The sequence below is a fragment of the Achromobacter sp. FW305-C-28 genome (assembly GCF_058783235.1).
On sequence record NZ_JBYSYL010000002.1, the window covers coordinates 296,366 to 322,420 of the forward strand.

The 26,055-nt window shown below is 66.9% G+C and carries 29 protein-coding genes; 6 read left to right on the plus strand and 23 right to left on the minus strand.

Annotation, left to right across the window (positions count from 1 at the left end):
* Positions 1–3: 3 nt before the first annotated feature.
* The 9 genes from fliN to fliF form a co-directional block, all read right to left on the minus strand.
* Positions 4–552, minus strand: a complete 549-nt coding sequence (gene fliN, locus AC3WMR_RS06285) for a flagellar motor switch protein FliN (RefSeq protein WP_025138876.1) — start codon at positions 550–552, stop codon at positions 4–6.
* The gene (gene fliM, locus AC3WMR_RS06290) at positions 545–1,552 is read right to left on the minus strand and encodes a flagellar motor switch protein FliM (protein ID WP_025138875.1); all 1,008 of its coding nucleotides are present in this window, start codon (positions 1,550–1,552) and stop codon (positions 545–547) included. Before fliM ends, fliN begins: the two co-directional genes overlap by 8 nt.
* A gap of 2 nt (positions 1,553–1,554) precedes the next feature.
* A complete protein-coding gene (gene fliL, locus AC3WMR_RS06295; RefSeq protein ID WP_263912445.1) occupies positions 1,555–2,166 on the minus strand; it encodes a flagellar basal body-associated protein FliL in 612 nt (203 codons plus the stop codon).
* A gap of 170 nt (positions 2,167–2,336) precedes the next feature.
* A complete protein-coding gene (locus AC3WMR_RS06300; RefSeq protein WP_492263744.1) occupies positions 2,337–3,704 on the minus strand; it encodes a flagellar hook-length control protein FliK in 1,368 nt (455 codons plus the stop codon).
* Positions 3,705–3,720: 16 nt separating this feature from the next.
* Positions 3,721–4,170: a flagellar export protein FliJ gene (gene fliJ / locus AC3WMR_RS06305; protein ID WP_492263743.1), complete on the minus strand. Its 450-nt coding sequence runs from the start codon at positions 4,168–4,170 to the stop codon at positions 3,721–3,723.
* Positions 4,163–5,638, minus strand: a complete 1,476-nt coding sequence (gene fliI, locus AC3WMR_RS06310; protein WP_025138871.1) for a flagellar protein export ATPase FliI — start codon at positions 5,636–5,638, stop codon at positions 4,163–4,165. Before fliI ends, fliJ begins: the two co-directional genes overlap by 8 nt.
* Positions 5,635–6,378, minus strand: a complete 744-nt coding sequence (fliH, locus tag AC3WMR_RS06315) for a flagellar assembly protein FliH (RefSeq protein WP_492263742.1) — start codon at positions 6,376–6,378, stop codon at positions 5,635–5,637. The genes fliI and fliH overlap by 4 nt, the downstream gene beginning before the upstream one ends.
* Positions 6,371–7,381 (minus strand): flagellar motor switch protein FliG, encoded by a 1,011-nt coding sequence (gene fliG, locus AC3WMR_RS06320; RefSeq protein WP_025138869.1) that lies wholly within the window; start codon positions 7,379–7,381, stop codon positions 6,371–6,373. Before fliG ends, fliH begins: the two co-directional genes overlap by 8 nt.
* Positions 7,371–9,050, minus strand: coding sequence for a flagellar basal-body MS-ring/collar protein FliF (fliF, locus tag AC3WMR_RS06325; RefSeq protein WP_492263741.1), 1,680 nt, complete (start codon positions 9,048–9,050; stop codon positions 7,371–7,373). The genes fliG and fliF overlap by 11 nt, the downstream gene beginning before the upstream one ends.
* A gap of 341 nt (positions 9,051–9,391) precedes the next feature.
* On the opposite strand from fliF, the gene fliE reads away from it, so the two are divergent.
* Complete coding sequence (fliE, locus tag AC3WMR_RS06330) at positions 9,392–9,724, plus strand: flagellar hook-basal body complex protein FliE (protein WP_025138867.1); 333 nt, start codon at positions 9,392–9,394, stop codon at positions 9,722–9,724.
* Between the two features lie 35 nt (positions 9,725–9,759).
* On the opposite strand, the gene AC3WMR_RS06335 is transcribed toward fliE, so the two are convergent.
* The 7 genes from AC3WMR_RS06335 to AC3WMR_RS06365 all read right to left on the minus strand — a co-directional run bounded on the left by AC3WMR_RS06335 (position 9,760) and on the right by AC3WMR_RS06365 (position 15,004).
* Entirely contained in the window at positions 9,760–10,557 is a 798-nt protein-coding gene (locus AC3WMR_RS06335) for a flagellar brake protein (protein ID WP_492263740.1), read from the minus strand.
* Between the two features lie 25 nt (positions 10,558–10,582).
* Positions 10,583–10,897 carry an EscU/YscU/HrcU family type III secretion system export apparatus switch protein gene (locus AC3WMR_RS06340; RefSeq protein WP_051593634.1) on the minus strand — a complete coding sequence of 105 codons (315 nt, stop codon included), beginning with the start codon at positions 10,895–10,897 and terminating at the stop codon, positions 10,583–10,585.
* Positions 10,897–12,249, minus strand: coding sequence for a flagellar hook-length control protein FliK (gene fliK, locus AC3WMR_RS06345; protein ID WP_492263739.1), 1,353 nt, complete (start codon positions 12,247–12,249; stop codon positions 10,897–10,899). The genes AC3WMR_RS06340 and fliK overlap by 1 nt, the downstream gene beginning before the upstream one ends.
* Positions 12,246–12,599, minus strand: coding sequence for a flagellar protein FliT (locus AC3WMR_RS06350; protein WP_025138863.1), 354 nt, complete (start codon positions 12,597–12,599; stop codon positions 12,246–12,248). Before AC3WMR_RS06350 ends, fliK begins: the two co-directional genes overlap by 4 nt.
* 47 nt (positions 12,600–12,646) lie before the next feature.
* Positions 12,647–13,075 (minus strand): flagellar export chaperone FliS, encoded by a 429-nt coding sequence (gene fliS / locus AC3WMR_RS06355; RefSeq protein ID WP_492263738.1) that lies wholly within the window; start codon positions 13,073–13,075, stop codon positions 12,647–12,649.
* Between the two features lie 18 nt (positions 13,076–13,093).
* Positions 13,094–14,482 (minus strand): flagellar filament capping protein FliD, encoded by a 1,389-nt coding sequence (gene fliD, locus AC3WMR_RS06360; protein WP_492263737.1) that lies wholly within the window; start codon positions 14,480–14,482, stop codon positions 13,094–13,096.
* Positions 14,483–14,626: 144 nt separating this feature from the next.
* The gene (locus AC3WMR_RS06365) at positions 14,627–15,004 is read right to left on the minus strand and encodes a flagellar protein FlaG (RefSeq protein WP_492263736.1); all 378 of its coding nucleotides are present in this window, start codon (positions 15,002–15,004) and stop codon (positions 14,627–14,629) included.
* A gap of 143 nt (positions 15,005–15,147) precedes the next feature.
* Between AC3WMR_RS06365 and AC3WMR_RS06370 the strand changes: the two genes are divergently transcribed.
* On the plus strand, positions 15,148–15,885 hold the full coding sequence (locus AC3WMR_RS06370; RefSeq protein ID WP_492263735.1) for an IclR family transcriptional regulator: 738 nt from the start codon (positions 15,148–15,150) through the stop codon (positions 15,883–15,885).
* Between the two features lie 2 nt (positions 15,886–15,887).
* On the opposite strand, the gene AC3WMR_RS06375 is transcribed toward AC3WMR_RS06370, so the two are convergent.
* From AC3WMR_RS06375 to AC3WMR_RS06390, 4 genes are all read right to left on the minus strand, one after another.
* Positions 15,888–17,054, minus strand: coding sequence for an acyl-CoA dehydrogenase family protein (locus tag AC3WMR_RS06375; protein WP_492263734.1), 1,167 nt, complete (start codon positions 17,052–17,054; stop codon positions 15,888–15,890).
* A complete protein-coding gene (locus AC3WMR_RS06380) occupies positions 17,054–18,289 on the minus strand; it encodes a CaiB/BaiF CoA transferase family protein (protein WP_492263733.1) in 1,236 nt (411 codons plus the stop codon). Before AC3WMR_RS06380 ends, AC3WMR_RS06375 begins: the two co-directional genes overlap by 1 nt.
* Positions 18,286–19,260: a Bug family tripartite tricarboxylate transporter substrate binding protein gene (locus AC3WMR_RS06385; protein ID WP_492263732.1), complete on the minus strand. Its 975-nt coding sequence runs from the start codon at positions 19,258–19,260 to the stop codon at positions 18,286–18,288. Before AC3WMR_RS06385 ends, AC3WMR_RS06380 begins: the two co-directional genes overlap by 4 nt.
* Positions 19,261–19,363: 103 nt before the next feature.
* Complete coding sequence (locus tag AC3WMR_RS06390; RefSeq protein WP_492263731.1) at positions 19,364–19,774, minus strand: cupin domain-containing protein; 411 nt, start codon at positions 19,772–19,774, stop codon at positions 19,364–19,366.
* 164 nt (positions 19,775–19,938) lie between these two features.
* Here AC3WMR_RS06390 and folC point away from each other — a divergent pair, with 164 nt between their 5' ends.
* Genes folC through purF form a run of 4 tightly spaced genes read left to right on the plus strand, consistent with a single transcriptional unit; the run spans position 19,939 to position 24,160 of the window.
* On the plus strand, positions 19,939–21,249 hold the full coding sequence (gene folC / locus AC3WMR_RS06395) for a bifunctional tetrahydrofolate synthase/dihydrofolate synthase (RefSeq protein WP_492263730.1): 1,311 nt from the start codon (positions 19,939–19,941) through the stop codon (positions 21,247–21,249).
* Positions 21,250–21,281: 32 nt separating this feature from the next.
* Positions 21,282–22,121 carry an SPOR domain-containing protein gene (locus AC3WMR_RS06400; protein ID WP_492263729.1) on the plus strand — a complete coding sequence of 280 codons (840 nt, stop codon included), beginning with the start codon at positions 21,282–21,284 and terminating at the stop codon, positions 22,119–22,121.
* Positions 22,121–22,609 (plus strand): CvpA family protein, encoded by a 489-nt coding sequence (locus tag AC3WMR_RS06405; protein WP_025138852.1) that lies wholly within the window; start codon positions 22,121–22,123, stop codon positions 22,607–22,609. Before AC3WMR_RS06400 ends, AC3WMR_RS06405 begins: the two co-directional genes overlap by 1 nt.
* A 30-nt stretch (positions 22,610–22,639) precedes the next feature.
* Positions 22,640–24,160 (plus strand): amidophosphoribosyltransferase, encoded by a 1,521-nt coding sequence (gene purF, locus AC3WMR_RS06410; RefSeq protein WP_492263728.1) that lies wholly within the window; start codon positions 22,640–22,642, stop codon positions 24,158–24,160.
* A gap of 56 nt (positions 24,161–24,216) precedes the next feature.
* Here the strand turns inward: purF and AC3WMR_RS06415 are convergent, their stop codons facing one another.
* The 3 genes from AC3WMR_RS06415 to AC3WMR_RS06425 all read right to left on the minus strand — a co-directional run bounded on the left by AC3WMR_RS06415 (position 24,217) and on the right by AC3WMR_RS06425 (position 26,031).
* Positions 24,217–24,738 carry a M48 metallopeptidase family protein gene (locus tag AC3WMR_RS06415; RefSeq protein WP_492263727.1) on the minus strand — a complete coding sequence of 174 codons (522 nt, stop codon included), beginning with the start codon at positions 24,736–24,738 and terminating at the stop codon, positions 24,217–24,219.
* Positions 24,735–25,226 carry a disulfide bond formation protein B gene (locus tag AC3WMR_RS06420; protein WP_492263726.1) on the minus strand — a complete coding sequence of 164 codons (492 nt, stop codon included), beginning with the start codon at positions 25,224–25,226 and terminating at the stop codon, positions 24,735–24,737. Before AC3WMR_RS06420 ends, AC3WMR_RS06415 begins: the two co-directional genes overlap by 4 nt.
* A 91-nt stretch (positions 25,227–25,317) precedes the next feature.
* Positions 25,318–26,031 (minus strand): MarC family protein, encoded by a 714-nt coding sequence (locus tag AC3WMR_RS06425; RefSeq protein WP_025138848.1) that lies wholly within the window; start codon positions 26,029–26,031, stop codon positions 25,318–25,320.
* Between the last annotated feature and the right edge of the window lie 24 nt (positions 26,032–26,055).

Sequence of the window (26,055 nt, forward strand, 5' to 3'; positions counted from 1 at the left end):
GCGTCAACGCCGGTTGTTCAGGCGGTTGATGCGTTCGGACGGGGTGATGATGTCGGTCAGGCGGATGCCGTACTTGTCTTCCACCACCACCACTTCGCCCTGGGCGATCAGGTAGCCGTTGACGAAGATGTCCATCGGCTCGCCGGCCAGGCCGTCCAGTTCGACCACCGAGCCCTGGCCCAGCTGGAGCAGGTTCTTGATGGTCAGGCGGGTGCGGCCCAGCTCGACCGTCAGCTGGACGGGCACGTCCATGATCAGGTCGATGTCGGTGCCGGTGCCGGCAGCGCTGCCGGCCAGGGGCTTGAACACCGATTGCGCCGCCGATTGCGCGGGGGCTGCGGCTGGCGCCGCGGGTGCGGGCGCAGGGGCAGCCGGCGCGGCAGCCGCGGGCGGCGTGGCGGCGGTCTGTTCAGCCATGGCGGCGGCCCAGTCGTCCTGGGGCTTCAGGCCATCCGCCTGGGTGGGCGGATTGGCGCGGGATTGTTCGGCGAGCGCGTCGGCCCAGTCGTCGGCCGGGGACGAGCCAGTGCCGGGCTCGTTCTTGTCAGTCATGGTCGGGGGCCTCGTTTGATTCGGTATCGTAGGTAAACATGTTTTGCACGCGCAGGGCGTACTGGCCATTGAAGACGCCGTAGCCGCATTCCATCAGCGGTACGCCGTCGACGTTGGCGATGACGGTTTCCGGCACATCCACGGGCAGGATGTCGCCGACTTTCAGGCGCATCAGCTCGCGGATGTTGGACGGGATGCGCGCGAATTCGGCAACCACGTCGATGTCGGCGCTGCGCACCTGGCGCGACAGCTGCTGCGACCAGCGCTGGTCCACTTCTTCCAGCGTGGTTTCCTGCAGCGGCCGCGTGAGCAGGTCGCGCACCGGCTCGATCATGGAGTAGGGCAGGCAGATGTTCAGGTCGCCGCCGGTCGCGCCGAATTCGATATGGAACGAGGTGACGACCACCACTTCATTGTTGCCGGTGATGCTGGCGAACTTGGTGTGCATCTCCGAGCGGACATAGTCGAACTCGATCGGATAGACGGGGTCCCAGGACTTGCCGTAGCTTTCCAGGGTCAGGTTGAGCAGGCGCCGGATGATGCGCTGCTCGGTGGTGGTGAAGTCACGGCCTTCGACGCGCGTGTGGTAGCGGCCATCGCCGCCGAACAGGCTGTCGATGACCAGGAACACCAGGTTCGGGTCGTACGTGAACAGGGCCGTGCCGCGCAGCGGCTTCATCTGGACCATGTTCAGGTTGCTCGGCACGGGCAGGTTGCGCTCGAAGTCCGCGTACTTCTGGATCTTGATCGAGCCGACGGTGATGTCGGCGCTGCGGCGCATGAAGTTGAGCAGCACGCTGCGCATCTGGCGCGCGAACCGCTCGTTGATGAGCTCCAGCGTCTGCATGCGCCGGCGCACCACGCGGTCGGGCGAGCTCAGGTCATAGGCGCGGGCGCCGTCGCTCGCGCCCGCGGATTCCTTTTTGCTGTCGCTCTCGCCCGTGACGCCGGCCAGCAGCGCGTCGACTTCGTCCTGCGAAAGAAACGCCTCGTAGGCCATGCTTATTGCACCACGAACGCCGTGAACAGTACGTCGGTGACATACTGGCCGTCCGGCAGGGGCGAGAACGGACGGTTGACGGCTTGCTTGATGGCATTGGCCATGTCGGTCTTGCCTTGTTGGGTCTGCACGCCGGTGGGCGATTGCGACGACAGCACCATCAGGATGCGGCTGCGTACTTCAGGCATGTACTTTTCCAGGCGCACGCGGGTCTGCTCGTCGCTCACGCGCAGCGTCAGGCCGACGTGCATGATGCGTTCGGTGTCGGCGTTCTGCAGCGTCACCGTGAAGGCTTCGATCGGCACGAAGATCGGCGCGGGCACGGCGGCCGGCGTGGCCGGCGGGGCCACGAACGTGGTCGGCGTGGCTTGCGGGCCCGCGGCGCCGGGCTGGCCCGGTTGGCCGGCGGGAGTCTGGCCCACGCCCAGTTGCACCGGCGCGCCGCCTTGCGGTTGCATGCGCTGGGTGATGAACCAGGTCGCGCCCGCGCTGGCGGCGGCCACCAGCAGCAGCACCAGGATCATGATCAACGGGCGAAGAATGCGGCCGATGCCGCCAGAGCGTGTCGGAAGCGGGCCGCGCGGCGGCATGGTTGTGGGTTTGGAAGTCGCCATCTCGGTGTCGATGCGTGTTTTGCCGCTGATGAAAACGGATTCTTAGTGGATGAAAGCATTCTGCCCGAAATCACGCTCCGTCTTGGAGGCGAAAAACAGGGCGAAAGCCGCGTATCTCAAGCTATTGCTGCACCGCCCGCAACCGTTGCCGGCTGCGGGCCGCGGGATTGTTACGCGAAGGTGTCGACCAACGCATTGGCGTTGCGCGGCGACGTCACGGCCACCGGCTGGCCATCTATCGCGCCATCGGCTACTGCGGCGCCATTGCCGCCGCCTTGACGTTGCGATCCACCGCCATTCTGTTGCGCGAATTCCTGCTGCGCGGTCTGTTCGCCGACACTGGTCTGGCCCAGCGAGATCCCGGCCTGCGCCAGCGCTTGCTGCAATTGCGGGATCGCGGTTTCGATCGCCTGGCGCACGGACGCATGGGCCGACACGAACGAGGCGCTGGCCACGCCGTCGGCCAGGTTCAGGCTGACGCGCAAGGGGCCCAGGTCCGGCGGATCCAGACGCAGTTCGGCGGTCTGGGTGCCTTGGCGCACGTTGTTGCTCATCACCACCATCTGCTGGCCCAGTTCGGTGCCCCAGTGGGTGCCGCCCACGGGCGTGGCCACCTGCATGACGACCGGCACATTCGGTACGGCGACGCTGGCGGGGTTGGTGATCGGGGCGGGCTGCTGACGCTGCACGGCAGCGGCAATTGCCTGGGCCAGGTGGTCCTGCGGGGCGGTCGTGTGCTGAGGCACCTGGAACTGCTGCGCGGTGCTGAGCACCGGCTCGTTCGATTCTTCCTGGTTGCGCGCGTGCAGCGGTGCGGCAGGCGCCGCGTCGGCCGCGACTCGCGGCGTGGCGGTGCGCGGCAAGGCGGCTTCGGGCGCGGGACGCGGCAGATCGGCGGCGGGGGCTGCCTTGGCTTGCGTTGCATCCGGTGCCGGCGCCGTGCCGGGCTTGACGGCGGCGGTGACCACCGGCAGGGCAACTTGCGCGTCGCGGCTGGCCTGCACGGCGGCGGCCTCGGCCTGTTGCGCGGTGGCGGCCACCGGCGCGCGCGGCGTGGCCACGGCGTCGTTGGCGGTCAGCGCGGCCTGCACCACGGCGGCGCCGGTGTTGACGGCGGTCGCGGCGGCCTGGGCGGCGCCACGCGCCAATTGCACCTGTTCGGCGGCCTGGGCGGCGATTTCCAGCGTCTGTTGCGGCAGCACCACCGGCGTCACCGGTTGCTGCGCGGCGGCGACGGCCAGCGCGCCGGCTTCGGCCTGGGTGGCGGTCTGCACGGCGTTGTCGATCGCGCCGGCAGCGGCGTTTTCGGCGTTGCCGGCGGCATCGCTGGTGGTCTTGCCGTTGTTGGACGGCGTCTTGGCGTTGTTGCCGTTGGCCGGGCGCGCATCGGCAGCCTGGTTCGGGCGCTGTTGAGCCAGCACGTCAGAGAAGGACGGGCCCTTCCTGGACGAGACGGCGGACGACTTGGCGCCGAGCGTGTCGGCGATCGAATTCGGCGCGGCGGGCGCGACGGTGGGCAAGGGCAGGGGAGCGGTCATCTCGGGCTTCCTCTAATTAGTGCATCCCGGCCTGGCGCTGGACCAGGCGGGCGGAGTATTCATCATTGGCGCGTTGCTCGCGGCGGGATTCCACCACGGCCTGCGCGCGCATTTCGCGTTGCGCCAGGGCGTCGTACGAATTGAGCTTGCGTTTTTCCTGCTGCCAGTAAAGGCGGCCCTTGGCCAGGTTCTCGTCGGCCTGGCGCAGCACGTTCTGCTGTTGGCCGATGGCGTCGTCCAGGGTGCCGATGAAGCGCTGGTAGTTGTGGCAGTCGCTGGCCGACATGCCGGTGGTCATGGCCTGCTGCAGGCGTTCCAGGTAGTCCTGGCGGTAGTCTTGCAGCATGCCGAGCTGGCGTTCGGCGTTGGTGCGTTCGGCGCTGAGCCGGCCAAGCAGGCGGGCGGCTTCGTCCGTGCTTTCCTTGGCCAGGTTGATCAGCATGTCCAGGGGCAGTTGGCTAGGCATAGGTGTCCCTCAATTCAAAGCTTGCACGCAACTGGTTGACCGCATCCTCGTAGCCGACGTTTTCGCCGATATCCTGCTGCAGGAAGGCTTCCAGGCGCGGATAGCGGGCGATGGCGTCGTCCAGCTGCGGGTCGTTGCCGGCGGCGTAGGCGCCCACGGCGATCAGGTCGCGATTGCGCTGGTAGCGCGACAGCGTCTGCTTGAAACGGCGCACGACCGCGAACTGCTGTTGCGGAATCAGCGAGGTCATGGCGCGGGAAATCGAGGCTTCGATGTCGATAGCGGGGTAGTGGCCGGCCTCGGCCAGGTGGCGCGACAGCACCACGTGACCGTCCAGGATGGCGCGCGCCGAGTCGGCAATCGGGTCCTGCTGGTCATCGCCTTCGGCCAGCACGGTATAGAAAGCGGTGATCGAACCGGCTTTGCCGCCGGGGCCGGGCGCGCCCATGCCGGCGCGTTCCACCAGCATCGGCAGCTTGGCGAACACCGACGGCGGATAGCCCTTGGTGGCCGGCGGCTCGCCGATGGCCAGCGCGATTTCCCGTTGCGCCATGGCGTAGCGGGTCAGCGAATCCATGATCAGCAGCACGTCCAGGCCCTGGTCCCGGAAGTGCTCGGCCAGGCGCGTGGCGTAGGCGGCGCCCTGCAGGCGCAGCAGCGCCGACACGTCGGCCGGCGCGGCGACCACCACCGAGCGGGCCAGCCCTTCGGGGCCCAGGTTGTGCTCGATGAATTCTTTCACTTCGCGGCCGCGTTCGCCGATCAGGCCGACCACGATGACGTCGGCCTTGGTATAGCGGGCCATCATGCCCAGCAGCACGCTCTTGCCCACGCCGGAACCGGCAAACAAGCCCATGCGCTGGCCACGGCCAACGGTCAGGAGACCGTTGATCGCACGCACGCCGGTATCCAGCACGGTGTCGATCGGGGCGCGCGACAGCGGATTGATCGGTTGGGCCGACAGGGGCGCCAGTTCCGCGCCGGTCAGCGGGCCCAGGCCGTCCAGCGGCCGGCCGGCGCCATCGAGCACGCGGCCCAGCAGGGCGTTGCCCACCGGCAGGTGGCGGCCCAGCTGGGGTTTGGCGTTGCCGTTCAGTTCGGCCTTGCGCGGCAGCGGAATCTGGCGCTGCACCGGCGGTTCGCCGGGCACCACGCGGGCGCCGGGCGGCAGGCCGGAAATATCGGCCTGCGGCATCAGGTACAGGGTATGGCCGTCGAAGCCGACGACTTCGGCGTCGGCCCAGTGGTCATGGCCGCGCGCGATTTCGATGCGGGCGGCGGCGCCCACGGGCAGGCGCAGGCCGGTGGCGTGCAGTACCAGGCCGGTCGCGCGGGTGATCTTGCCGCTGACCAGCCAGGGGTCGGTCGAGGCGGCGCGGATCGAGCCGATCTCCAGCTGGGTCTGCCAGCGGTCGATCACGGGCACGGCCGCCTGGCCGGGCTGCGCGGGGGCCTGGCTGCCGCTCACGCCGGCTCCTCCCAATTCACGTTGCGGCCCAGCGAGGCCGCTACGCGGCGCCAACGGGTCTGCAGCGTGGCGTCGATATCGCCGAACGGCGTCTCGGCGCGGCAACCGCCGCGGGCGATGGATTCGTCGGCCAGCACGCGCCAGTGGCCTTCTTTCAGTTCGTCAGCCAGGTGCAGGCGGATCAGTTCGATGTCGGCCGGGTTGGCCCACAGGCGCATCTGGCCACCGGCAGTCGGGTTGATGTGCAGCACTTCGCGCACGGCGCTGGCCACGGTCTCGGGCTGCGTGCCCAGGGTGGTGCGCACGACCTGCTGGGCGATGTCCAGCGCCAGCGTCAACAGGCTCTGGCCCATCTTTTCTTCGAGCGAGCCGATGGACGTGGCGCAGGCTTCGACCAGGGCGTGCAGTTGCCGGGCTTCCTCTGCGCCTTGCTCACGAGCTTGCGCCAGGCCTTCGGCATAGCCGGCTTCGCGCCCGGCGGCCAGGCCTGCTTCATGGCCTTCGGCGCGGCCGGCTTCCAGGCCGGCAGCGTGGCCCTGCGCAAAACCTTCTGCACGGCCCTCGGCGATGGCCTCGGCGCGCAGCTGGGCCATCACCACTTCGGGATCGGGGCCCGGATCGGGTTCCGGTTCGGGCGCAACTTCCACGGGCGGCGGCTCGTCGAACGACAGCATCTGCCAGCGCCGCCAGGCGGCACTGCGCGAGATGAGCGTCGACTGGCCGGTATCCGCTTCAGACATACGCGTCGTCTCCGGAGTTGCCCAGCACGATCTGGCCGCTTTCGGCCAGGCGGCGCGCGATCTGCAGGATCTTCTTCTGTTCGGTCTCGACCTTCGACATGCGGATCGGGCCTTGCGCTTCCAGGTCCTCGCGCAGCATTTCGGCGGCACGGCTGGACATGTTGCGCAGGAACTTGGCGCGCAGCTCTTCCTGGGCGCCCTTGAGCGCGACCATGAGGGTGTCGTTGTCGATTTCCTTGAGGATGAGCTGGATGGCGCGGTCTTCGACGTCGAGCAGGTTGTCGAACACGAACATCTCGTCGATGATCTTCTGGGCCAGGTCGTTGTCGCGTTCGCGCAGGCTGGCGACCACGGTTTCCTCTTCGGCCGAATTCATCATGTTGAGGATCTCGGCCGCGGTGCGCACGCCGCCCATCTTGCTGCGCTTGGCGCCTTGGCCAGCCAGCACGGAATTGAGCACTTCGGTCAGTTCCGACAGGGCGGCCGGCTGCACGCCGCCGAACGTGGCGATGCGCAGCATGACGTCGTTGCGCAGGCGGTCGGTCAACAGCGCCAGCACGCCGGCGGCGCGGTCGCGCTCCAGGTGCACCAGAATCGTCGCGATGATCTGCGGGTGCTCGTCGCCGATGAGTTCGGCCACGGTGTGCGGATCCAGCCAGTTCAGGGCATCGATGCCGCTGCCGCCTTCGCCGGCTTCCAGGATGTCTTCGATCAGGCCGGCGGCGCGGTCGCTGCCCAACGCCTTGGTCAGCACGGTGCGGATGTAGTCGTCCGAACCCAGCGTGACGGCCATGAACTGGTCGGCTTCCTGGCGGAATTCCTCCAGCACCACGGCCACGTCGTTGCGGGTCACCTGCTTCAGGCTGGCCATGGCGGCGCCGACCTGCTGGACTTCACGGGCGGACAGGTACTTGAAAACCTCGGCCGCGGCGTCTTCGCCCAGCGACATCATCAGGACGGCGCTGCGCGTCATGCCGTCCATGGGCTTGGAATCATTTTTCATCTTTGGTCATCCAGGTGCGCAGGACCATCGCGACGGCGCGCGGGTCCTTGTTCGCCATCGTGCGGGCGCGGTCCAGGTTGTCTTGGTAGCGGTCGGTTTCCTTGGCGCGAGCCAGGTCCTGGGCCTCGCGCTGGGCTTCGATGCGCTCGGCCTCGGCCACTTCCGGATCCACCGGCGGGTACAGGTACTCGCCCACGGTGCGGCGCAGCTTGCGATACAGCCACAGGGCCAGCACGCCACCCACCAGCCAGGCCAGGATGGTCTTGAACAGCGAGATCATTTCCGGATCGCGCCACATCGGCAGCGCCGGCGGGCCGTCGTTGAACTGGCTGTTGACCAGGTTCAGCGAATCGCCACGGCTCTCGGAATAACCCATGGCTTCGCGCACCAGATTGGTGAGCTTGTTCAGTTCTTCGGGCGGCAGGGCCTGGGGGTCGCCATCCTTGTCGCGGATGTAGTTCACGACCACGGCCACCGACAGACGCTTCAAGTTGCCCACGGGCTGCTTGATGTGGCTGATCGTGCGGTCCACTTCATAGTTGGTGGTGGCGTCGCGGCGCTCGTTCAGGCTGCCGCCGGCGGCCTGGGTGCCCGTCTGTTGCTGCTGTTGTTGCTGCTGCTGTTGGGCGTTTGGCTGCTGCGGCTGGCCGGGGCGGGGCGGCTGGGCCTGGGGCGGGTTGGCGATCGGGGCCTGGGCGTTGCCCGGGGGCTGGTTCGACAGGGCGCCCGGCACGCCTTGCGCCGGATTGATGCCGCGTTGGGTCGAATCGCTGGTCTGCTGGCTGCGCACGGCGGCCTGGCCCGGTTCCTGGTTGGGGCGGTAGACCTCGGAAGTTTCTTCGCGGCGCGCGAAATCCATTTCGGCGCTGGCCTGGGCGTGCACGTTGCCCGGGCCGACCAGCGGGTTCAGGATGGTCAGGATGCGTTCGACGGTGCGCTGTTCGGTCTCGCGGACCATGCGCATCTGGTCGGCATCCATGCCGCGGCCTTCGCCCAGGGGCGACGACAACAGGCGGCCGTTCTGGTCGACGATCGAGACGTTCTCGGCGGTCAGTTCCGGCACGCTGGAAGCGACCAGCCAGGAAATGGCGGAAACCTGGGCGTCAGACAGGCTGCGGCCCGGGTAGACGTTCAACAGCACCGAGGCGGTCGGCGGTTGGCGTTCACGCACGAACAGCGACTGGCGCGGCATGGCCAGGTGCACGCGGGCATGCTGCACGGTGTGCATCGATTCGATCGAACGCGCCAGTTCGCCTTCCAGGCCGCGCTGGTAGTTGATCTGTTCAGCGAACTGGCTGGCGCCGAAGCGGGCGTTGTCCATCAGCTCGAAGCCGACCGAACCGCCGCGCGGCAGGCCTTGCGAGGCCAGCTGCAGACGAGCGTCATAGACGCGGTCGGCCGGCACCAGCAGGGCGGTGCCCGTGTCGTTGTACTTGTAAGGCACGTTCATGGTGCCCAGGGCCGTCACGATGGCGCCGCCATCGCGGTCGTCCAGGTTCGAGAACAGCACCTTGTACTTGGGCTCGCTGCTCCACATCGCCACGGCGACAATGATCGCGACAAGCGCCGCGGCCGCGCCCAGCAAAATGGGCTTGGGCAGCGCGCGGATCCTTTCCAACACGGGAAACTTCGCCAGAAGCGACGCGCTCAGGGTAGCCTGCTGATTCATTGGCGGCTCCCGCTGGCTTCGCGGAGCAGGGAAAATGACTTCATGTTCGGGTAGGGCAGATTACACATGCAACGTGCTTCTGGTCTGGGGAGAGCCTGGATTATTGCTGCTGCGTTAGCAAACCCAATCGTCGAAAACAGCGGTTTTTTGGCGTTACTTATCCCCTATGTCCGCAACAGGGTGAGACCCGGGTCCGAACCGCGGTGCGCCCGGCGGCGGCCGGGCCGGCGCATTCGTGGAAATATCGGGTGTTTTGGCGGTTTTTATCGGCAATGGCGCCGTGCCGCCGGGGTTACGCTCCTTGCATCTTTGGCGTCGTCCCACCAGCAAGGAATAACGTAATGGCTGTATCAGGCTTGTCCGGCATCGAAAGCATGCTCCAGCAGATGCGCGCGGTCGTCAGCAAGGCGGAAACCGGCAATCTGGCCGCCGGCGAGGCGGTGGCTCAACCCGATGGTTTCGCCGCCGAGTTGCACCGCTCGATCCGCCGCGTCACCGGCGCCCAGAACGCCGCATCGGCGCAGGCGAAAGCCTTCGAGCTGGGCGCCCCCGACATCTCGCTCAATGACGTCATGATCGACATGCAGAAGGCCAGCATCGGCTTCCAGACGGCCGTCCAGGTCCGCAACAAGCTCGTCGCGGCCTACAAGGAAATTTCGTCGATGGCCGTGTAATGTCAATCCCCACGCGCAGCGTGGGGATCCATGGTCTACCTTGCGGTTTTCTCTAGCCGCCAGACCACTTGCTGCAGCCAGTTTTCCTGGCGCGCATTCAGGTCCAGGAAGACCGCGCCCAGGTGGCTCATGGGCGGTTCGCCCGTCAGGGAAACATGGACCGGCGCCGGCTCGTCCGGGCTCGCCGCCTGGGTCATGGGCTGGCCGGAAATCGGGTAGACGTTGCGCACTTCCAGGCGCGCGCTCAGCTGACCCAGGTCGCCGAAATCCAATTGCACGTCTTCCAGCACCGTGCCGCGTTCGGGCAGGGCCTGCACCGCCATGCCGACCCGCAGGCCGACGCCGTCCACCGAAATATCGCGCACCGAAAAACTGATGGGCTTGTCCGTGGGGGCAGGGCGCCAGCTGGCCTGGCAGCGGCCGACGCTGGCGGCCAGCGACGCGCGGAACATCTTGCGGCGCTGGATGCGGGCCAGGCGGTCGGGAAACGGCGACATCAGCGCGGCGCTGCCGTCGTCGAAATGGATCACTTCGGGGCGCTGCACCCGGAAGCGGATCTGCACGCCGCCATAGGCGGTGGCGTGGAAATGAAAGGTCGTGCCGCTCAACAGCCCCATGCTGTCCGACTGTTCGAAGTCGGCGCCGGCGTAGTCGCGCGGCCGCCAGAAGAACTGGCGGGTCTGCTTGTCGGCACCCAGCACCAGCACCGCCATCTCGCGGTCGGCGGCGTCGCGCACCAGGATGTGGCTGTCGGGGTGCGTCAATTCAAACAACGCGGCGCGCATGTCTTCCGGCCGCGTAAGCAGGAATTCCGGATCGCTGGCATCCAACACGGTGATCGTCCTCAGGGAAATGGGGTCAGGCAGGCGGCGCGGCGTCGGGAAGGTCGCGCGATTCCAGGCGGTACAGCCAGGCCAGCAATTCTGCCACTGCTACGTAGAGTTGGGGAGGAATATGCGAATCCAGGTCCACCTGCATCAGCAGGCCGACCAGCTCGCGGGATTCATGCACATACAGCCCGTTCTCTTCGGCGGCGCGCACGATCGTGTCGGCCAACTGGCCGTAGCCCTTGGCCACTACCCGCGGGGCGCCGTCTTTTTCGTCGTAGGAGATGGCGACGGCCGCGTTGCGGTTGGCGTTCGGGCCGGTATCGGAGGGTGGAACGAGGCTCATCAGAAATCCGTCGGCATGACGGGACGCGGATCCACCACGTTCACCACCAGATGGCTGAGCGTCAGGCCGGACGCCAACAGGCGCGCCCGCAATTGGTCCGACGAATCATTGATTTCCGTGGCGCTGTGCGGGGCCACCAGTTGCAGCACGATCTGATCGCCGGCCAGGTTCAGGCGGGCGTCGACCAGGCCCAGGCGCGGCAAGTCCAGCTTCAGGCGGGTGGCCCAGGTGGGCACGGCCGAATCGGGGTCGCCGCCATAGGGTTCGCGTTCCACTTCCCATTCCATCGGCGTGCCGGGCCAGGCTTCGCCTTGCCAGGTCAGGGTCTGGTTGGCCAGGACGTCCAGTTGCTGGCGCACCAGCAGGGTCAGGTCCTGGTGGATGCCGCTGACCGGGGTGCCGGGCGCGGGCGTGCTGGACGAACCCGGCGTGGCCGGCGCATCGGCGCTGGCGCGGCCCGAGGTCGGCGCGTCGGCGCGCGGGCGGGCCGTGTCGGCGTCCGTCGGCACGCCGGCCTTGGTCAGCCTGGCTTGCGGTTCGAGTTGCAGCTGGGCTGGATTGCTGCGGCCGAAGACCATGTCGGTCAGGTGCGATTCGTAGAACAGGCCGCTGGTCTGCAAGGCCGTGCGCAGCGCCTGGCCCAACGCGCGGGCCGACGGGCCGGCCGCTGCCAGGGCGGCGTGTTGGGTGGCGTCGGCGCCCTTGGCGCCGGTCGGTGCATCCCCTGCGCCGGCGGGCCGGCCGGGTTTGGCGGCGGTTTGCGCGTCTGCGGCGGGATCGGCGGCGGCTGTGGCCGCCATGGCCGCCGCGGTACTGGCAGGCAGGGCCGTTTGCGGTGCGCTGCCCGGCTGCGCCGGCGGCTGGCCGGGCTGCGCGGGTGGCTGCGCCGCGGGCTGGCCGGCGGCCGGCTGTGCCGGTGTACCGGCGGGTTGGGCGGGCGCCTCGCCCGTCCAGAGCGGGGCTCGGCCCTGGACTGCGGGTGCGGCTTCAGGGTACTGGGCCAGCAGTGCCAGGATGGCGCGGGCGGTGGTGCCCAGCGTCGTCGGGGCCGATGCCGTGGTGTCGCTGCTGGTGACCAGGCCGCGTGCGGCCAGCGCCAGCGCGGCGGCGGTCTTGGCGTCGATAACGGTCGGCGGGCGGTCGCCGCGGGCGCCGCCCGTCTGGATGCCTTGCCGCGCGTCGCGCGTAGAGCCATCGGCCGAGCCGGGCCGATCCAGGCCGGCGGGCTGACTGACTGCATCGGGCCGCGCGCCCGAAACCTGGTTGGCGTTCGCGGCGGACATGGTCGTGCCGAGCACGGCGTCCAACCGCTGCACCAGGACGTTGCCGAGTGCTGCGGGACCTACGCTCATTCTTCAGACGCCTGGTAGCCGTAGGCTGAAAGCAGGGTCTGCTGGCGTTTCATGCGGCCGAGCAGTTCGCCCAGCCGGGCCAGTTGCGGAAGCGCCAGGTCACGCGTCAGCGCATCGTTTTCCAGGATGCGAACCAGCAGGTCGTACTTCATGGCGCGGCCGGCTTCGTCCAGCGGCGCCTTGGGTTCGGCGGCGCGCAGTCGCTCGACCAGCTCGCAGTATTGCTGTCCATGGACCATTGCCGCATCCCAGTCGCCAGCCTGGGCGGCCGTCAGCATTTCGCCCGTGATGAGAGCGATCTCCTGGTAGTGTTCCAGGATGGGAGAGGAGTACTGGGTAAGGGACGTCATGGAAATCTCGGGCGTTCGATGGCTGGCTGAAATCGTGGAATGGGCCATCAGGGCTGCGCAACACCAGCCGGCCGGTCGATGGAAGTCTGCCAAGCCTCGGCCAGGTCCGCCAGCAGGCGGTCGGCGATGTCGAGCTGCTCGGGATCTGCTTTCAGATTCGCCATCAGCAACGTGCGGACGATGTAATCGTAGAGCCGGGCGAGGTTGGCGGCGATGTCGCCGCCGGCCTCCATGTTCAGCCCGGTTTTCAAGCCTTCATCAACGATCTTGATCGCTTTCGAGATGGCCGTGCCGCGCTCGGCGATGCGGCCTTCCTGCATGTGGATGCGCGCTTGCCCGATAGCCGCCCGGGCCCCCAGATACAGCAGGGTGATCAACCGCTCTGGGGTCGCGCCCAGTACCTGGGTTTCCAGGCCGATATCGGCGTAGGAGCGGACAGAGTGGGACCCTGTGGGACGGCGGGCGGCGTAAGTCATTAATGCATCTTTTACAGGTTATTTGCTCGATTTGTTCATCGCCGCAAATTGTTGGGTCAGGTAGTTGGCGGTGGTCTGCATTTGCATGTAGAACTTGTCCAGCGCCACGAAGCGGGTGCGCATCTGGTCGATTTCGGCATCGCTGGCGGCCTTGGCGCGTTTTTGCTGCGCGTCCAGATCGCTCATGCTCTTGGTCAGGCCGTCGGTGCGCGTCTTGAGCGAGCCGTTGGTGCCCAGCACGTCTTTGAAGGCGGCGTCGAATTTTTTCGCCAGACCGTTATCGCCGGTGAGCAGCTTGGTGACGTCGGCGGGGCTCTCGGTCAGAGCCTTGTCCAGTTTGGTCTGGTCCAGTTTCAACTGGCGCGACTGCGGGTCGGTGGAGATACCCAGGTCGGCCAGGGAGCGTACTCCGCCTTCACCGAGAACTGCCTGCAGCGCATTCGACATCGACGACTGGATCGAGCGCGTGGTGCCGTCGCCGGTCAGCGGCTGGTTGGTGGCCGCCTTGGCATCAAATGCCGTCAGATTCTTGATCGTCGTCTGCAGCGCGTTGTAGGTCTTGACGAAATCCTGGACCGCCTTGCTGGCGACCGACGTGTCGGCTTCCAGTTTCAGGGTGATCGGCTTGTCGGCCGGGGTCGTCTCGGTCAGGTTCAGCGTAACGCCGTCGATGGCCTTCGAAACGTTGTTCGAGCCGCTCTTGACCGTGATGCCGTTGATGATCACCTCGGCGTCGACGGCCTTGGTGTTGGTCATGCCGGTGGTGGTGCCGTCTGCCGCAGTGCTGAAGCTCAGGATGTCCTTGAGCGATTGATCGCCGGTTACGGTGATGTTCTTCACCGATGCCTGTACGCCGGTGTCCTTGGCCGTCAGCATCAGGTAGTTGTTGCCATTGCCGTCGTTGATGACGGTAGCGCGCAGGCCGGATTTGTCGTCGGCGTTGATGGCCTTGACGATGCCATTCAGTGACGTGTCGCCCTTCAGGTCGATGGTGCGCTTGGTGCCGTCGCTCAGTTCGATTTCGAACGTGCCGGTATCGCCATGCTTGGCGCTGCGGTCGGCCACGGCGTCCGATTGCAGGCTTTGCGCGCGCGCCAGGTTTTTCACTTCGATGGTGTATTGGCCCGCAACGGCGCCCTCGGCGGCTACCGAGGCCGTCAAGGCGGTGCCACCGGTGACGCTTCCCTTGATAGCAGCCATCGTCTCGGTCTTGCCGAGCACGCCAGCGGACTTTTGCAGCGCTTCCAGTGCGCTTTGCAGCTGCGCATAGGCGTCGATACGAGTCTTGTAGCTGGCCGCGCGATCCGTATAGATCGAGAGCTTCTTGTCCTCGGCCGTCTGCAAGTCCGACAGGATCTTTTCCAGAGGCAAGCCGGAAACCGAACCGAGGTTAGTGATAGAGGCCATGTGAAATTCCTTCCTAGCGATGCGATTCTGTCAAAAATAGGGTGCCGGCGATTGGCCGGGTAAGGGCATAAGGCGGGCCTAATTCGATGGTTCTGTCATCGAATGGCGCCAAAACGGGCACATCAGAAAATATCCGGGGCCATATCAAGCCGTGGTTTTGATGCCATTTCCCTGCATGTTCACGATCATTTTGGCGATCTTGAGCAGGGCTTCGCTGGGGATGGTGCGGATGACGTCCCCCGTGTTGGCGTCCACCACCGACACCACGACCTGGTGCACGTTCGGGTCGATCTCGAACTGCAATTGGGTCGACCACGCCTTCATCTGGTCGTTGATCTCGTCCAGCGCTTTTTCCAACGGCAGCTTCTGCGAGTTGGACTGCTCGGACGTGGCGGAGTCGGTGCCCCCGCTGTTGGTGCTCGCTACGGGCGGCGCGACGGTGACGGACGGGTCGGCGACGACCGGCGTCACGGCGACAGGCGCCGGCGCGAACGTTGCGGGGGCTAATGGGGTTACGGCCATGATCACTCCAGCGGCGAGGTGGGCGTCTCGGAGGAACGCGCTGTTTTCAGGGAATTCTCAGCTACGATAACGGCACCCTGGCGGGGAACTTTAGCCCCCTGCCGGGCGGGATGTTTCACGTGCTAAACAGTTCGGATCGGGCAATGAGTGTCAAGACGGCGCTGCGAGTCATAGAAATCATCGAAACCTACGCCCGCGAAAAGCGCGCGCTGCCGCTGTCCGAGTTGGCCCGGCTGCTCGACGTGCCGGTGTCCAGTTGCCTGGCCCTGATCCGCACCCTGACCGGCCTGGGCTATCTCTACGAAACCGGCCGTCGCCAGGGCTATTACCCGACCGGACGCCTGTTGGCGATGGCGCAGCGCATCGCGCGCGCCGATCCGGTGCTGGACCGCGTCTATCCCAGTCTGGTTGAATTAAGGGACGCAACACGAGAAACCATCGTGTTCGCCAAGCTGACGCAGGACGGCAGGGTGGTCTACCTGGATGTGCTGGATTCGCCCCATACGATCCGATACGCGCCTGTTGCAGGCGAGTTCAAGGACGTACACGCCAATTCGCTGGGTAAGGCCCTGATGTCGCTGTTGGACGACGCCGGCCGGGATGCCCTGCTGGGGGCGACGCCGCTGACGCGCTACAACGAGCGCACGCTGGTGACGCGCGAGGCGGTCCTGAGCGACCTGGACCAATCGCGCCAGCGCGGCTGGTTCATGAACAGCGGCGAATCCATCGCCGACGTCGGCGCCATCGCCTGGCCCGTCACGCTGTCGGGCGAACACTATGCGATTTCGGTGGGCGGCCCGATCTACCGGATCGAACCGCACCAGGAAGACTACGCCCGCATCCTGCGGGCGGCGTGCACCGGGCTGGAACAGCAGTCCTAGCTTCAATACGATTTGGGCAACCCCAGCACCTTTTCCGCAATGAAGCACATGATCAGCTGCGGGCTGACCGGCGCAATGCGCGGAATGAAGCTCTCTCGCAGCAGTCGCTCCACGTGGTATTCCTTGGCATAGCCCATGCCCCCCAGCGTCATCACGGCCGTCTGGCAGGCGTTGTAGCCGGCCTCGGCCGCCAGGTACTTGGCGGCGTTGGCGGCGGGGCCGCAGGGCTGGCCCGCGTCGTACAGGCTGGCCGCCTTGAACACCATCAGGTCGGCGGCTTCCAGCTGCATCCAGGCTTGCGCCAAGGGGTGCTGGATGCCCTGGTTCTGGCCGATGGGCCGGCCGAACACGGTGCGTTCGCCGGCATACTTCACCGCCCGGTCCAGCGCGGCGCGGCCGATGCCCACGGCTTCGGCCGCGATCAGGATGCGTTCGGGGTTCAGCCCGTGCAGGATGTATTCAAAGCCGCGGCCTTCTTCGCCAATGCGGTCGGCCACCGGAATGCGCAGGCCGTCGATGAACAGCATGTTCGAGTCGACCGCCTTGCGGCCCATCTTCTCGATCTCGCGCACCTCGATCTTGTCGCGGTTCAAGTCCGTATAGAACAGCGACAGGCCCTGGGTCGGCTTGGCCACCTCGGACAGCGGGGTGGTGCGGGCCAGCAGCAGCATCTTGGTGGCGACCTGGGCGGTCGAGATCCAGATCTTGCGGCCGTGCACCACGTATTCGTCGCCTTCGCGCACCGCGCGGGTGCTCAGTTTGGTGGTGTCCAGCCCGGCGTCCGGCTCCGTCACCGCGAAGCAGGCTTTTTCGCGGCCCGCGATCAGCGGCTCCAGCCAGCGGGCGCGCTGCTCGTCGCTGCCGAACACCACCACGGGGTTCAGCCCGAAGATGTTCATGTGCACGGCGGATGCCCCGGTAAAGCCCGCGCCCGACGCCGCAATGGTCTGCATCATCAGGGCGGCCTCGGTCATGCCCAGGCCGGCGCCGCCGTATTCCTGCGGCATGGCGATGCCCAGCCAGCCATCGCGCGCCAGGTCGGCATGCAGCGGCTCGGGAAAGCCGCCTTCGCGGTCGCGTTCCAGCCAGTAGTCGTCGGGGTAGCGGTCGCAGATGCGGGACACGGCGTCGCGCAGCGCCAATTGGTCGGGAGTGAATGCAAAGTCCATCAGTCGGTTCCGTCTTGGGTGATGCGGTGGGCGAACAGGGCGGCGATGCCGGCGTCGTCGTAGCCGGCTTCGGCCAGCACTTCGCGGCTGTGTTGGCCCAGCGTGGGGGCCGGGCGGCGCAGGGACGTGGGCGTGCCTTGATAGCGGCCGAGCGGGGCCGGGGTGCGCAGGCGGCCCTCGGTGGGGTGGTCCACGTCCTGCACGAAGCCGGTGGCGGTCAGGTGTTCGTCCTGCAGCAGGTCGTCCACCGTATACAGCTGGGAGGCCGGTATGTCGGCGCGCGCCAGGTCTGTCAGCCAGGCCTTTGTCTCCCGCGTGCGGATCACGTCGGCGACAAAGGCGTACACCTCGCTGATATGCGCCGCCCGTGCGCCATGGGTGCAAAAGCGCGGGTCGTCGGCCAGCTCGGGCTGGCCGATCAGGTCGAAGAAATTGCGCCAGTGCTTGTCGTTGTAGATCAGCAGGCACAGGTAGCCGTCAGCGGTGGCGTAGGGCCGGCGGTGCGGAGCCAGCAGGCGCGCATAGCCGGTGGGGCCCAGCGGCGGCTCGAAGGTGGCCCCGCCCAGGTGGTCGCCCAGCACCAGGTGCGCCATGCCTTCGAACATCGGAATCTCCACTTGCTGGCCGTGGCCGCTGGCGCGGGCATGCAGCACCGCCGACACCAGCGCGATGCCCACGTGCAGCCCCACCGCGCGGTCGGCCAGCGTCAGCGGCGCATAGCGCGGCACGTCGCCGCTTTGCTGCGCCGACAGTGCGGCGATGCCGGTCTGCCCCTGGATCAGGTCGTCATAGGCGGGGCGGCCGGCATAGGGGCCGGCCTCGCCGAAGCCATAGGCGCCCAGGTAGACGATGCGTGGGTTGCGCGCCGCCACCGCTTCATACGACAGGCCCAGCCGGGCCATCGCCTGGGGGCGGATGTTGAAGAGCAGGGCGTCGCAGCTCTCGGCCAGCCGCAGGCAGGCTTCGCGGCCTTCCGGCGTCTTCAGGTCCAGCACCACCGACCGCTTGTTGCGGTTCAGGTGCAGGTACAGGTGACCCATGCCCGGGTTGCGCATGGGGCCGACCGCCCGCATGTTGTCGCCCAAGGGCGATTCCACCTTGATGACGTCGGCGCCCAGGTCGGCCAGCACCTGCGTGGCATAGGGCCCCATCACCACCGAACTCAGGTCCAGGATGCGCACGCCGGCCAGGGGGCCCGCGCCTGCGCCTGCGGGCGTATTCGAAGCTTGCTTCATTGCTGCTCGATCCCCGCGTCGCGAATCAACTTGCCCCACAGGTCGCGCTGTTCGCCGACGAATTGGGCGAAGGCTTCCGGGGTGCTCGAAAAGGCGTCAAAGCCCAGGCCGGCCAGGCGTTTGCGTACCTCGGGCTTGGCAACCACCTGCTTGATGGCGTCGTTCAGCTTGGCCACCACCTCGGGCGGCATGCCGGCCGGGCCGAAATAGCCGTTCCAGGAATTCAGGTCGAAATCCGGCACGCCCGATTCGGCCATGGACGGCAGGTCCGGCACGATCGCGCTGCGCTCGGCGGTGGAGACCGCCAATGCGCGCAACTGGCCCGACTGCACGAACGGCAGGCCTGATGCCAGGTCGGTAAACATGAAGTCGACCTGGCCGCCGACCACGTCGGTCAGGCCTTGCGGAGTGCCCTTGTAGGGCACGTGCAGGATGTCGATCTTGGCGCGATTGGCCAGCGTGGCGCCGGCCACGATGCCGGTGCTGTTGCCGCTGGCGTAGGTGATGCGGCCGGGATGCTGGCGCGCATCGGCCACCAGGTCGGCCACCGACTTCCAGGGGCGCTTGGGGTTGGCGACCAGGATGAACGGCAGGTTGCCGCCGCGGGCGATCGGCGTGAAATCCTTGACCGGGTCGTAGGGAATGTTCTTCATCAGCCAGGGGGCGGCCGAGTGCGAGGTATTGGTGGTGACGAACAGCGTGTAGCCGTCCGGCCGTGCCCGCGCCACGTAGCTGGCCGCGATGGTGGCATTGGCGCCGGGCTTGTTTTCCACCACCACCTGCTGGCCCAGGATGGCCGACAGTTCGACGCCGAAGATGCGGCCGACCGCGTCGGTGCCCGAGCCGGCCGGGAAGGGCACGATCAGGGTGATGGGCTTGTTGGGGTAGTCCGTTGCGGCGTGTGCGGCGGGCTGCGCGAGCAGCGTGGCACCGCTGGCGAGCAGGGCGGCAAATAGTCTCAGGGCTTGCATGGGGTTGTCTCCTGGTGGGGATGCCGGGCGCGGCTCTGCGGCCGCTGCCTGGTTTTCTTGGGGGGAATCTGGGGGGCTGAATCGCCGCGGTCTGCGCGGCGCCTCAGGCGTCGGCCGCCGGGAAATTCCGGATCACGCGGTCGGGGGACTCTTCATAAGGCGGGGTATAGATCACCAGCAGGCGGGCGGGCTCGTCGCTGGTGACGGTGAACACGTGCGGGATGTCCGGCGGGAAATAGCAGCAGTCGCCCGGGCCCATGTCAGCCCATTCGTCCTGCACCTGCGCGCGGGCGGTGCCCGACAGCAGGTAACAGACCTGCTCGATGCCCGGGTGGGCGTGCGGTAGCGCACCCTTGCCCTTGTCTATCACGCCCAGCAATACCTCCACGCCGCGCGCGCCCACCGTGTCCGGACCGATCAACCGCCGATTCAGCGTGCCGGTATGGTTGGCGGGGTGGTAGCCGGGAACGTCCGCTTCCCGGACCAGCCAGGCCGGGGTCTTTGGCTGCGTCATGTCTCTTCCTTTTAGATTTTCATATGTGAATTTATTTTCACGTATGAAAAAAACATCGGCAAGGGGTTTTTCCTTGGACATACCGCTGCGCTCTCTGGGGGATTAGGGAAAACACGGGCCGTGCACTGGTAAAATTGCAGGCTGACTTCCTTTGCGACCCCGACATGCCTTCTGCCCGCACGCCCGACGCTTCCGCCACCCTGTCCGACTGGCTGCAATACCTGGAATCCATCCACGCCACGGCCATCGACATGGGTCTGGACCGCGTACGCGAAGTGGCCGAGCGCATGGACCTGGAACTGTCCGGCGTGAAGTTCGTGGTGGGCGGCACCAATGGCAAGGGCTCCACCTGCGCCATGCTCGAAGCCATCCTGCTGGCCGCGGGCTACAAGGTCGGGCTGTACACGTCGCCCCACCTCATCGATTTCAACGAGCGCGCCCGCGTCAACGGCCAGATCGCCACCGACGCGGCCCTGATCGAACAGTTCGTCGCTGTCGAAGCCGCGCGGGGTGAAACCTCGCTGACGTACTTCGAATTCACCACCCTGGCCATCCTGCGTCTCTTTGCCCAGTCGCGCCTGGACGCCGTGGTGCTTGAAGTCGGCCTGGGCGGCCGCCTGGACGCCGTCAACATCATCGATGCCGACTGTTCCGTCGTCACCAGCGTCGACCTGGATCACACCGACTGGCTGGGCGACACCCGCGAAAAGATCGGCTTCGAAAAAGCCCACATCTACCGCGCCGGCCGGCCCGCCATCTGCAGCGACCCCGTGCCGCCGCAGTCGCTGCTGGACCACGTCGAGAAAATCGGCGCCGATCTCTGGCTGTTCGGCCGCGACTTCAACTATTCCGGCGACCGCCAGCAGTGGGCTTACGGCGGACGCGAACAACGCCGCGGCGCACTGGCGTACCCGGCGCTGCGCGGCGCCAACCAGCTGCTGAACGCCTCGGCCGCGCTGGCCGCGCTGGAATCCGTGCGCGACCGCCTGCCGGTGCCGGCCCAGGCCGTGCGCCAGGGCCTCTTGCAGGCATCGCTGCCCGGCCGCTTCCAGATCCTGCCGGGCCAGCCCACGATCATCCTGGACGTGGCCCACAACCCGCACGCCGCCGCCGTGCTGGCCCAGAACCTGGACAACATGGGTTTCCATCCCTACACCTACGCGGTGTTCGGCATGCTCAACGACAAGGACCTGGCCGGCGTCGTGGCCAAGCTGGGTGCGCGCGTCGACCACTGGTTCTGCGCCGGCCTGCCCGGCCCGCGCGGCGGCACCGGCCAGGCCCTGGCCGACCAGGTCGCCGCGGCCTTGCCGGCCGCGCCCGCAGGGGGCCAGGCGCCAGGCGTGTCGGCGTACGCCGACCCCGCGCTGGCCTTTGCCGCGGCGCGCGAACGGGCGGGCGAGAATGATAGAATCGTGGTGTTTGGCTCGTTTCTCACCGTGGCCTCGGTTTTGCAGTCGCTGGGCCGCAAGGCGTAAGCAAAAAACACGTAGGCAAGGAATTCTCTCCCATGGGTTTTTTCAATCGCAAAGATCCTGCCGACCAGGCGCAGCCCTCCAAACGGGCGGCGGTGCCTAGCGAGGTCCAGGCGGCGGAACTGCGCGGACGCGCTCGGCGCAGACTGGCAGGTGCCATCGCGCTGGTGCTGGCGGCCGTCATCATTCTTCCCATGGTGCTGGATTCCCAGCCCGTCCCCGTTGCCGACAACATCCCCATCCGGGTGCCGGACCGCAACACGCCGTTCCAGCCCCAGGTAAGCGAACCCCAGGCCGGCGCCGCGCCCGCCACCACGCCTGCGGCGCAGGGCTCCGCGCCCAACGAGCCGCCCAATATTCCCACGCCGCCGCCGGTCACGTCGGCGCAGCCGCAGACCCCCACGCCGCCCGCGACCACGCCGCCGGCTACGACGCCGCCTGTCGTCACGCCGCCGGCCGTCACGCCGCCGCGCACGGCCCAGTCCACGCCGCCCAAGCCGGAAACCAAGCCCGAGCCCAAGCCGGCCGCGCCCAAGCCTGAAACCCGCTCCGACGACGGCGCCCGCGCGCTGGCGCTGCTGGAAGGGCGCTCGGCGCCCGCCGCCGCCACGCCCGCGCCCAAGCCGGCTGCCGCCAAGGGCAATTTCGTGCTGCAGATCGCCGCTTACACCACGTCCGAAGACGCACAGTCGCGCCGGGACAAGCTGCACCAGGCCGGCGTCACCAATGCATTCGTCGAGCAGGCTTCCATCGGGGGCAAGCAGCAGTACCGCCTGCGCGTGGGGCCGTTCCCCTCGCGTGATGCGGCGCAGGCGGCCCAGGCGCGGTTGCGCACCCTGGGCTACGACAACGGTTTCATTGCCGCCGCCCAGTAGTGACCGGCTTCGACTTCGTCGTGCTGGCCATCCTGGCGGTATCGGGTGTGCTGGGCCTGGTGCGCGGCTTGCTCAAAGAGGTGCTGTCGCTGGTTGCCTATCTGCTGGCCTTCGTGGCCGCGATATGGTGGGGCCCCACGGTCTATACCTGGCTGGAGCCCTATATTGAAACGACGCTGCTGCGCATGGGTGTCTCGTACGCGGTGGTTTTCATTATCGTGCTGCTCGGCGTGGGGTTGGTCAACATGACGCTTGCCGCCTTGATCCGCAGCACCGGACTGGGCCCGGCCGACCACGGCCTGGGCGGCATGTTCGGTCTTGCCCGGGGTCTCTTGATCGTGCTGGCGCTGGTCGCCGCCGCCGGCTATACGCCGTTGCCCCAAGAGCCGTGGTGGCAGGACGCCATGTTTTCGCATTCGGCCATCGAGGCCATCAAACATATCAAGACGTGGCTGCCGCCGTCCCTGGCGACTTGGCTGCCGTATTGATTAGCTTTACATCAACCAGGAAATGTCACCATGTGTGGAATCGTAGGGGTCATCGGGCGCGGGCCGGTCAACCAGCTGCTCTATGACAGCTTGCTGCTGTTGCAGCATCGCGGGCAGGACGCCGCGGGCATTGCGACGTCGCAAGGCAACCAGTTCAATATGTACAAGGCGCACGGTCTGGTGCGCGACGTATTCCGCACGCGCAACATGCGCGCCTTGCCGGGCACGTCCGGCGTGGGCCAGGTGCGTTATCCCACCGCCGGCTCCAGCGCCAGCGAAGAAGAAGCCCAGCCGTTCTACGTCAATGCCCCGTTCGGCATCATGTTCGCCACCAATGGCAACCTGACCAACTGGCGTGAACTGCGCGAATCGCTCTACCGCGTCGACCGCCGCCACATCAACACCAACTCCGACTCCGAAGTCCTGTTGAATGTGCTGGCGCACGAGCTGCAGTCTGCCGCCAACGGCGTGTCCCTGGACGACGACGCGATCTTCCGCGCCGTGTCGGCCCTGCACAAGCGCGTGCGCGGCGCCTACGCCGTGGTCGCGCAGATCTCCGGCTACGGCCTGTTGGCCTTCCGCGATCCGAACGGCATCCGTCCGCTGTGCATCGGTCGCCAGGAAACCAACGAAGGCGTCGAATGGATGGTGGCCTCCGAATCCGTAGCCCTGGAAGGCAGCGGTTTTGCCTTCGTGCGCGACGTCGAGCCGGGCGAAGCCGTGTTCATTGACCTGGATGGCCGCTTCGTCAGCCGCCAGTGCGCCGACAATCCCCAGCTGGTGCCGTGCATCTTCGAATACGTCTACTTTGCCCGCCCTGATTCGCTGATCGACGGCGTGTCGGTGTACGACGCCCGCCTGCGCATGGGTGAATACCTGGCCGACAAGGTCGCGCGCAACATGCGCCTGGGCGATATCGACGTGGTCATGCCGATTCCCGACTCTTCGCGTCCGGCCGCCATGCAATTGGCCGCACGCCTGAACCTGGACTACCGCGAAGGCCTCATCAAGAACCGCTACGTCGGCCGCACCTTCATCATGCCGGGCCAGGCCGTGCGCCGTAAATCGGTGCGCCAGAAGCTCAATGCCATCGGCATGGAATTCAAGGGCAAGAACGTGCTGCTGGTGGACGACTCCATCGTGCGCGGCACCACCAGCCGTGAAATCGTCGACATGGCGCGCGCTGCCGGCGCCAACAAGGTGTATTTCGCCTCGGCTGCGCCTCCGGTGCGCTTCCCCAACGTCTACGGCATCGACATGCCCACGCAGAGCGAACTCATCGCCACCGGCCGCAGCGACGAGGAAATCGCCCGCGCCATCGGCGCCGACAGCCTGATCTACCAGGACCTGCACGACATGCAGCAGGCCGTGCGCGACATCAACCCGAAGCTGTCGCGCTTCGAGGCCTCGTGTTTCGACGGTGAATACGTCACCGGCGACATCACCGCGGAATACCTGGCTCGCCTGGGCCAGTCGCGTGCCGAACCCGGCCAGGACGAGGCCGCCAGCGGCCTGCAGTTCAACATGGGCTACGCCGCCAACGACGTCTGATCTTGTGCGGCTGCGCCGCAATGCAAATCGCCGCCCCCAGGGGCGGCGATTTTTTTTCAGGCCTGTTGCGCCGGGGTATCCCAGAGTGGCTGGCGCGTGGCCTCAAGATGGGTCAGGTACAGCCGCAGGTCGAACTCGTACTGGTGGTAGTGCGGCTCCATCAACTGGCACAGGTTGTAGAAGGCCTTGTTGTGGTCTTTTTCCTTCAGGTGGGCCAGTTCGTGCACCGTGATCATCTTCAGGAATGGCTCGGGCACCGCCTTGAACAGCGTGGCCACGCGGATCTCGTGCTTGGCCTTGAGCTTGCCGCCTTGCACGCGCGAAATATAGGTGTGCTGGCCCAGCGCGTGCTGGATCACGTGGATCTTGCTGTCGAACGCGATCTTGCTGAGCGGCGCGCCGTTGCGGATATAGGTGTTCTTCAGGTCCACCACATAGTCGTACAACGCCCGGTCGGTACGCACGTCGTGCGCGCCGCCGGGATAGCGGGCCAAGAGCGCCGGCCCCAGCTTGCCCTGGTCGAGCAGCGTGCGGGCCTGCGCCAACAGCGATTCGGGGTAGCCGGTCAGGTACTTCAAAGGGCGCCCGGCCGGCCGCGTCCGAACACGACGGGCAGCGCCATGAAGAACAGAATCACGAACAGCGCCAAGCTCCAGAGGGCGTACTCGATGCCCAGCACCGGCACCACGGCGTCCATGCAGGTGGCGTAGATGCCGAACAGCCAGGGCACGCTGCCATCCAGGCCAATGCCGGTCATGAAGCGGTCGGCGAAGGTCTGGTCGCACGACAGCATCTTGGCGGCCACGCTGTACTGGTACCACGCCGCTGCCACGCCGGCGACGGCCAGCAAGGCGGCCAGGCCGCCGCAGATACGCGTCAGCGCGCGGCCGCCGCCAAAGCCGCCCACCAGGGCGATGACGCCGATCACCAGGTAGATCAGGCGCTGCATCACGCACCAGGCGCAGGGCGGCATGTCGAAGGCGTACTGGGAAATCAGGGCAATGCCCACGGCGCCGAAGCAGAAGAGGGCGATCAGGCGAAGCAGGCGTTCTGAGCGGGAAGTCATGGTGATTCTGCGTTAAGGGTTCAAACGGTAAGCCCCGGTCGCGGTAGCCCGGGTGGGGTGCGACGCGCCGGGACGGCGGACCAGGCAGGGCTTAGGCCTTGGGAATCGGAATTGGTTGCATGCCTTGCTGCAACACGCCCAGCAGCAGTTCACGCGAGCCTTCCCAGAAGATCTGCACGCCCAGGCACAGCATGATGAAGGCGGACATGCGCATGAACACGGCGGTGCCATTGTCGCCCAGCCGGTGCAGCATCTGCGCCGCAAAGCGCAGGCACACATACAGCGTCAGCGACACGACGATGATGCCGGGAATCGACCCGCCCAGCCGCAGCAGGCTCAGCACGTGGTTCTGGTCGCGCAGCGACACACCCACGGTGATGGCCGCGGCGATCGAGCCCGGGCCGCAGCTGATGGGAAAGGTCAGCGGGTAGAACGCCCGCGCCTTGGCCATTTCGGGGGTGAACGATTCGGCCATGCGGGCCACGCGTTCGGTGTCGGCGTCGGGCGAATTGACCAGGCGCCAGGCGCTGGCGATGACCAGCAGGCCGCCGCCCACCCGCACGATCGACAGCGAAATGCCGAAAAAGCTCAGCAGCACGTTGCCGGCCACCATGGCCACGATCAGCATCAGCCCGACATTCACGGCAACCCGCTTGGCCAGCACCGTCCGGGTGGCCGATGACGCGCCTTCGGTCAGTGACAGGAAGATGGGGGCGATTGCCGGCGGATTCAGGAATGGCAACAAGGTCGCCAGCGCGAAAAAGAAGCTGGTACCCAGGACACGCAAGTATTCGTTGAGCTCCATCGCAGGGCATCGCCAAGCCGAAAA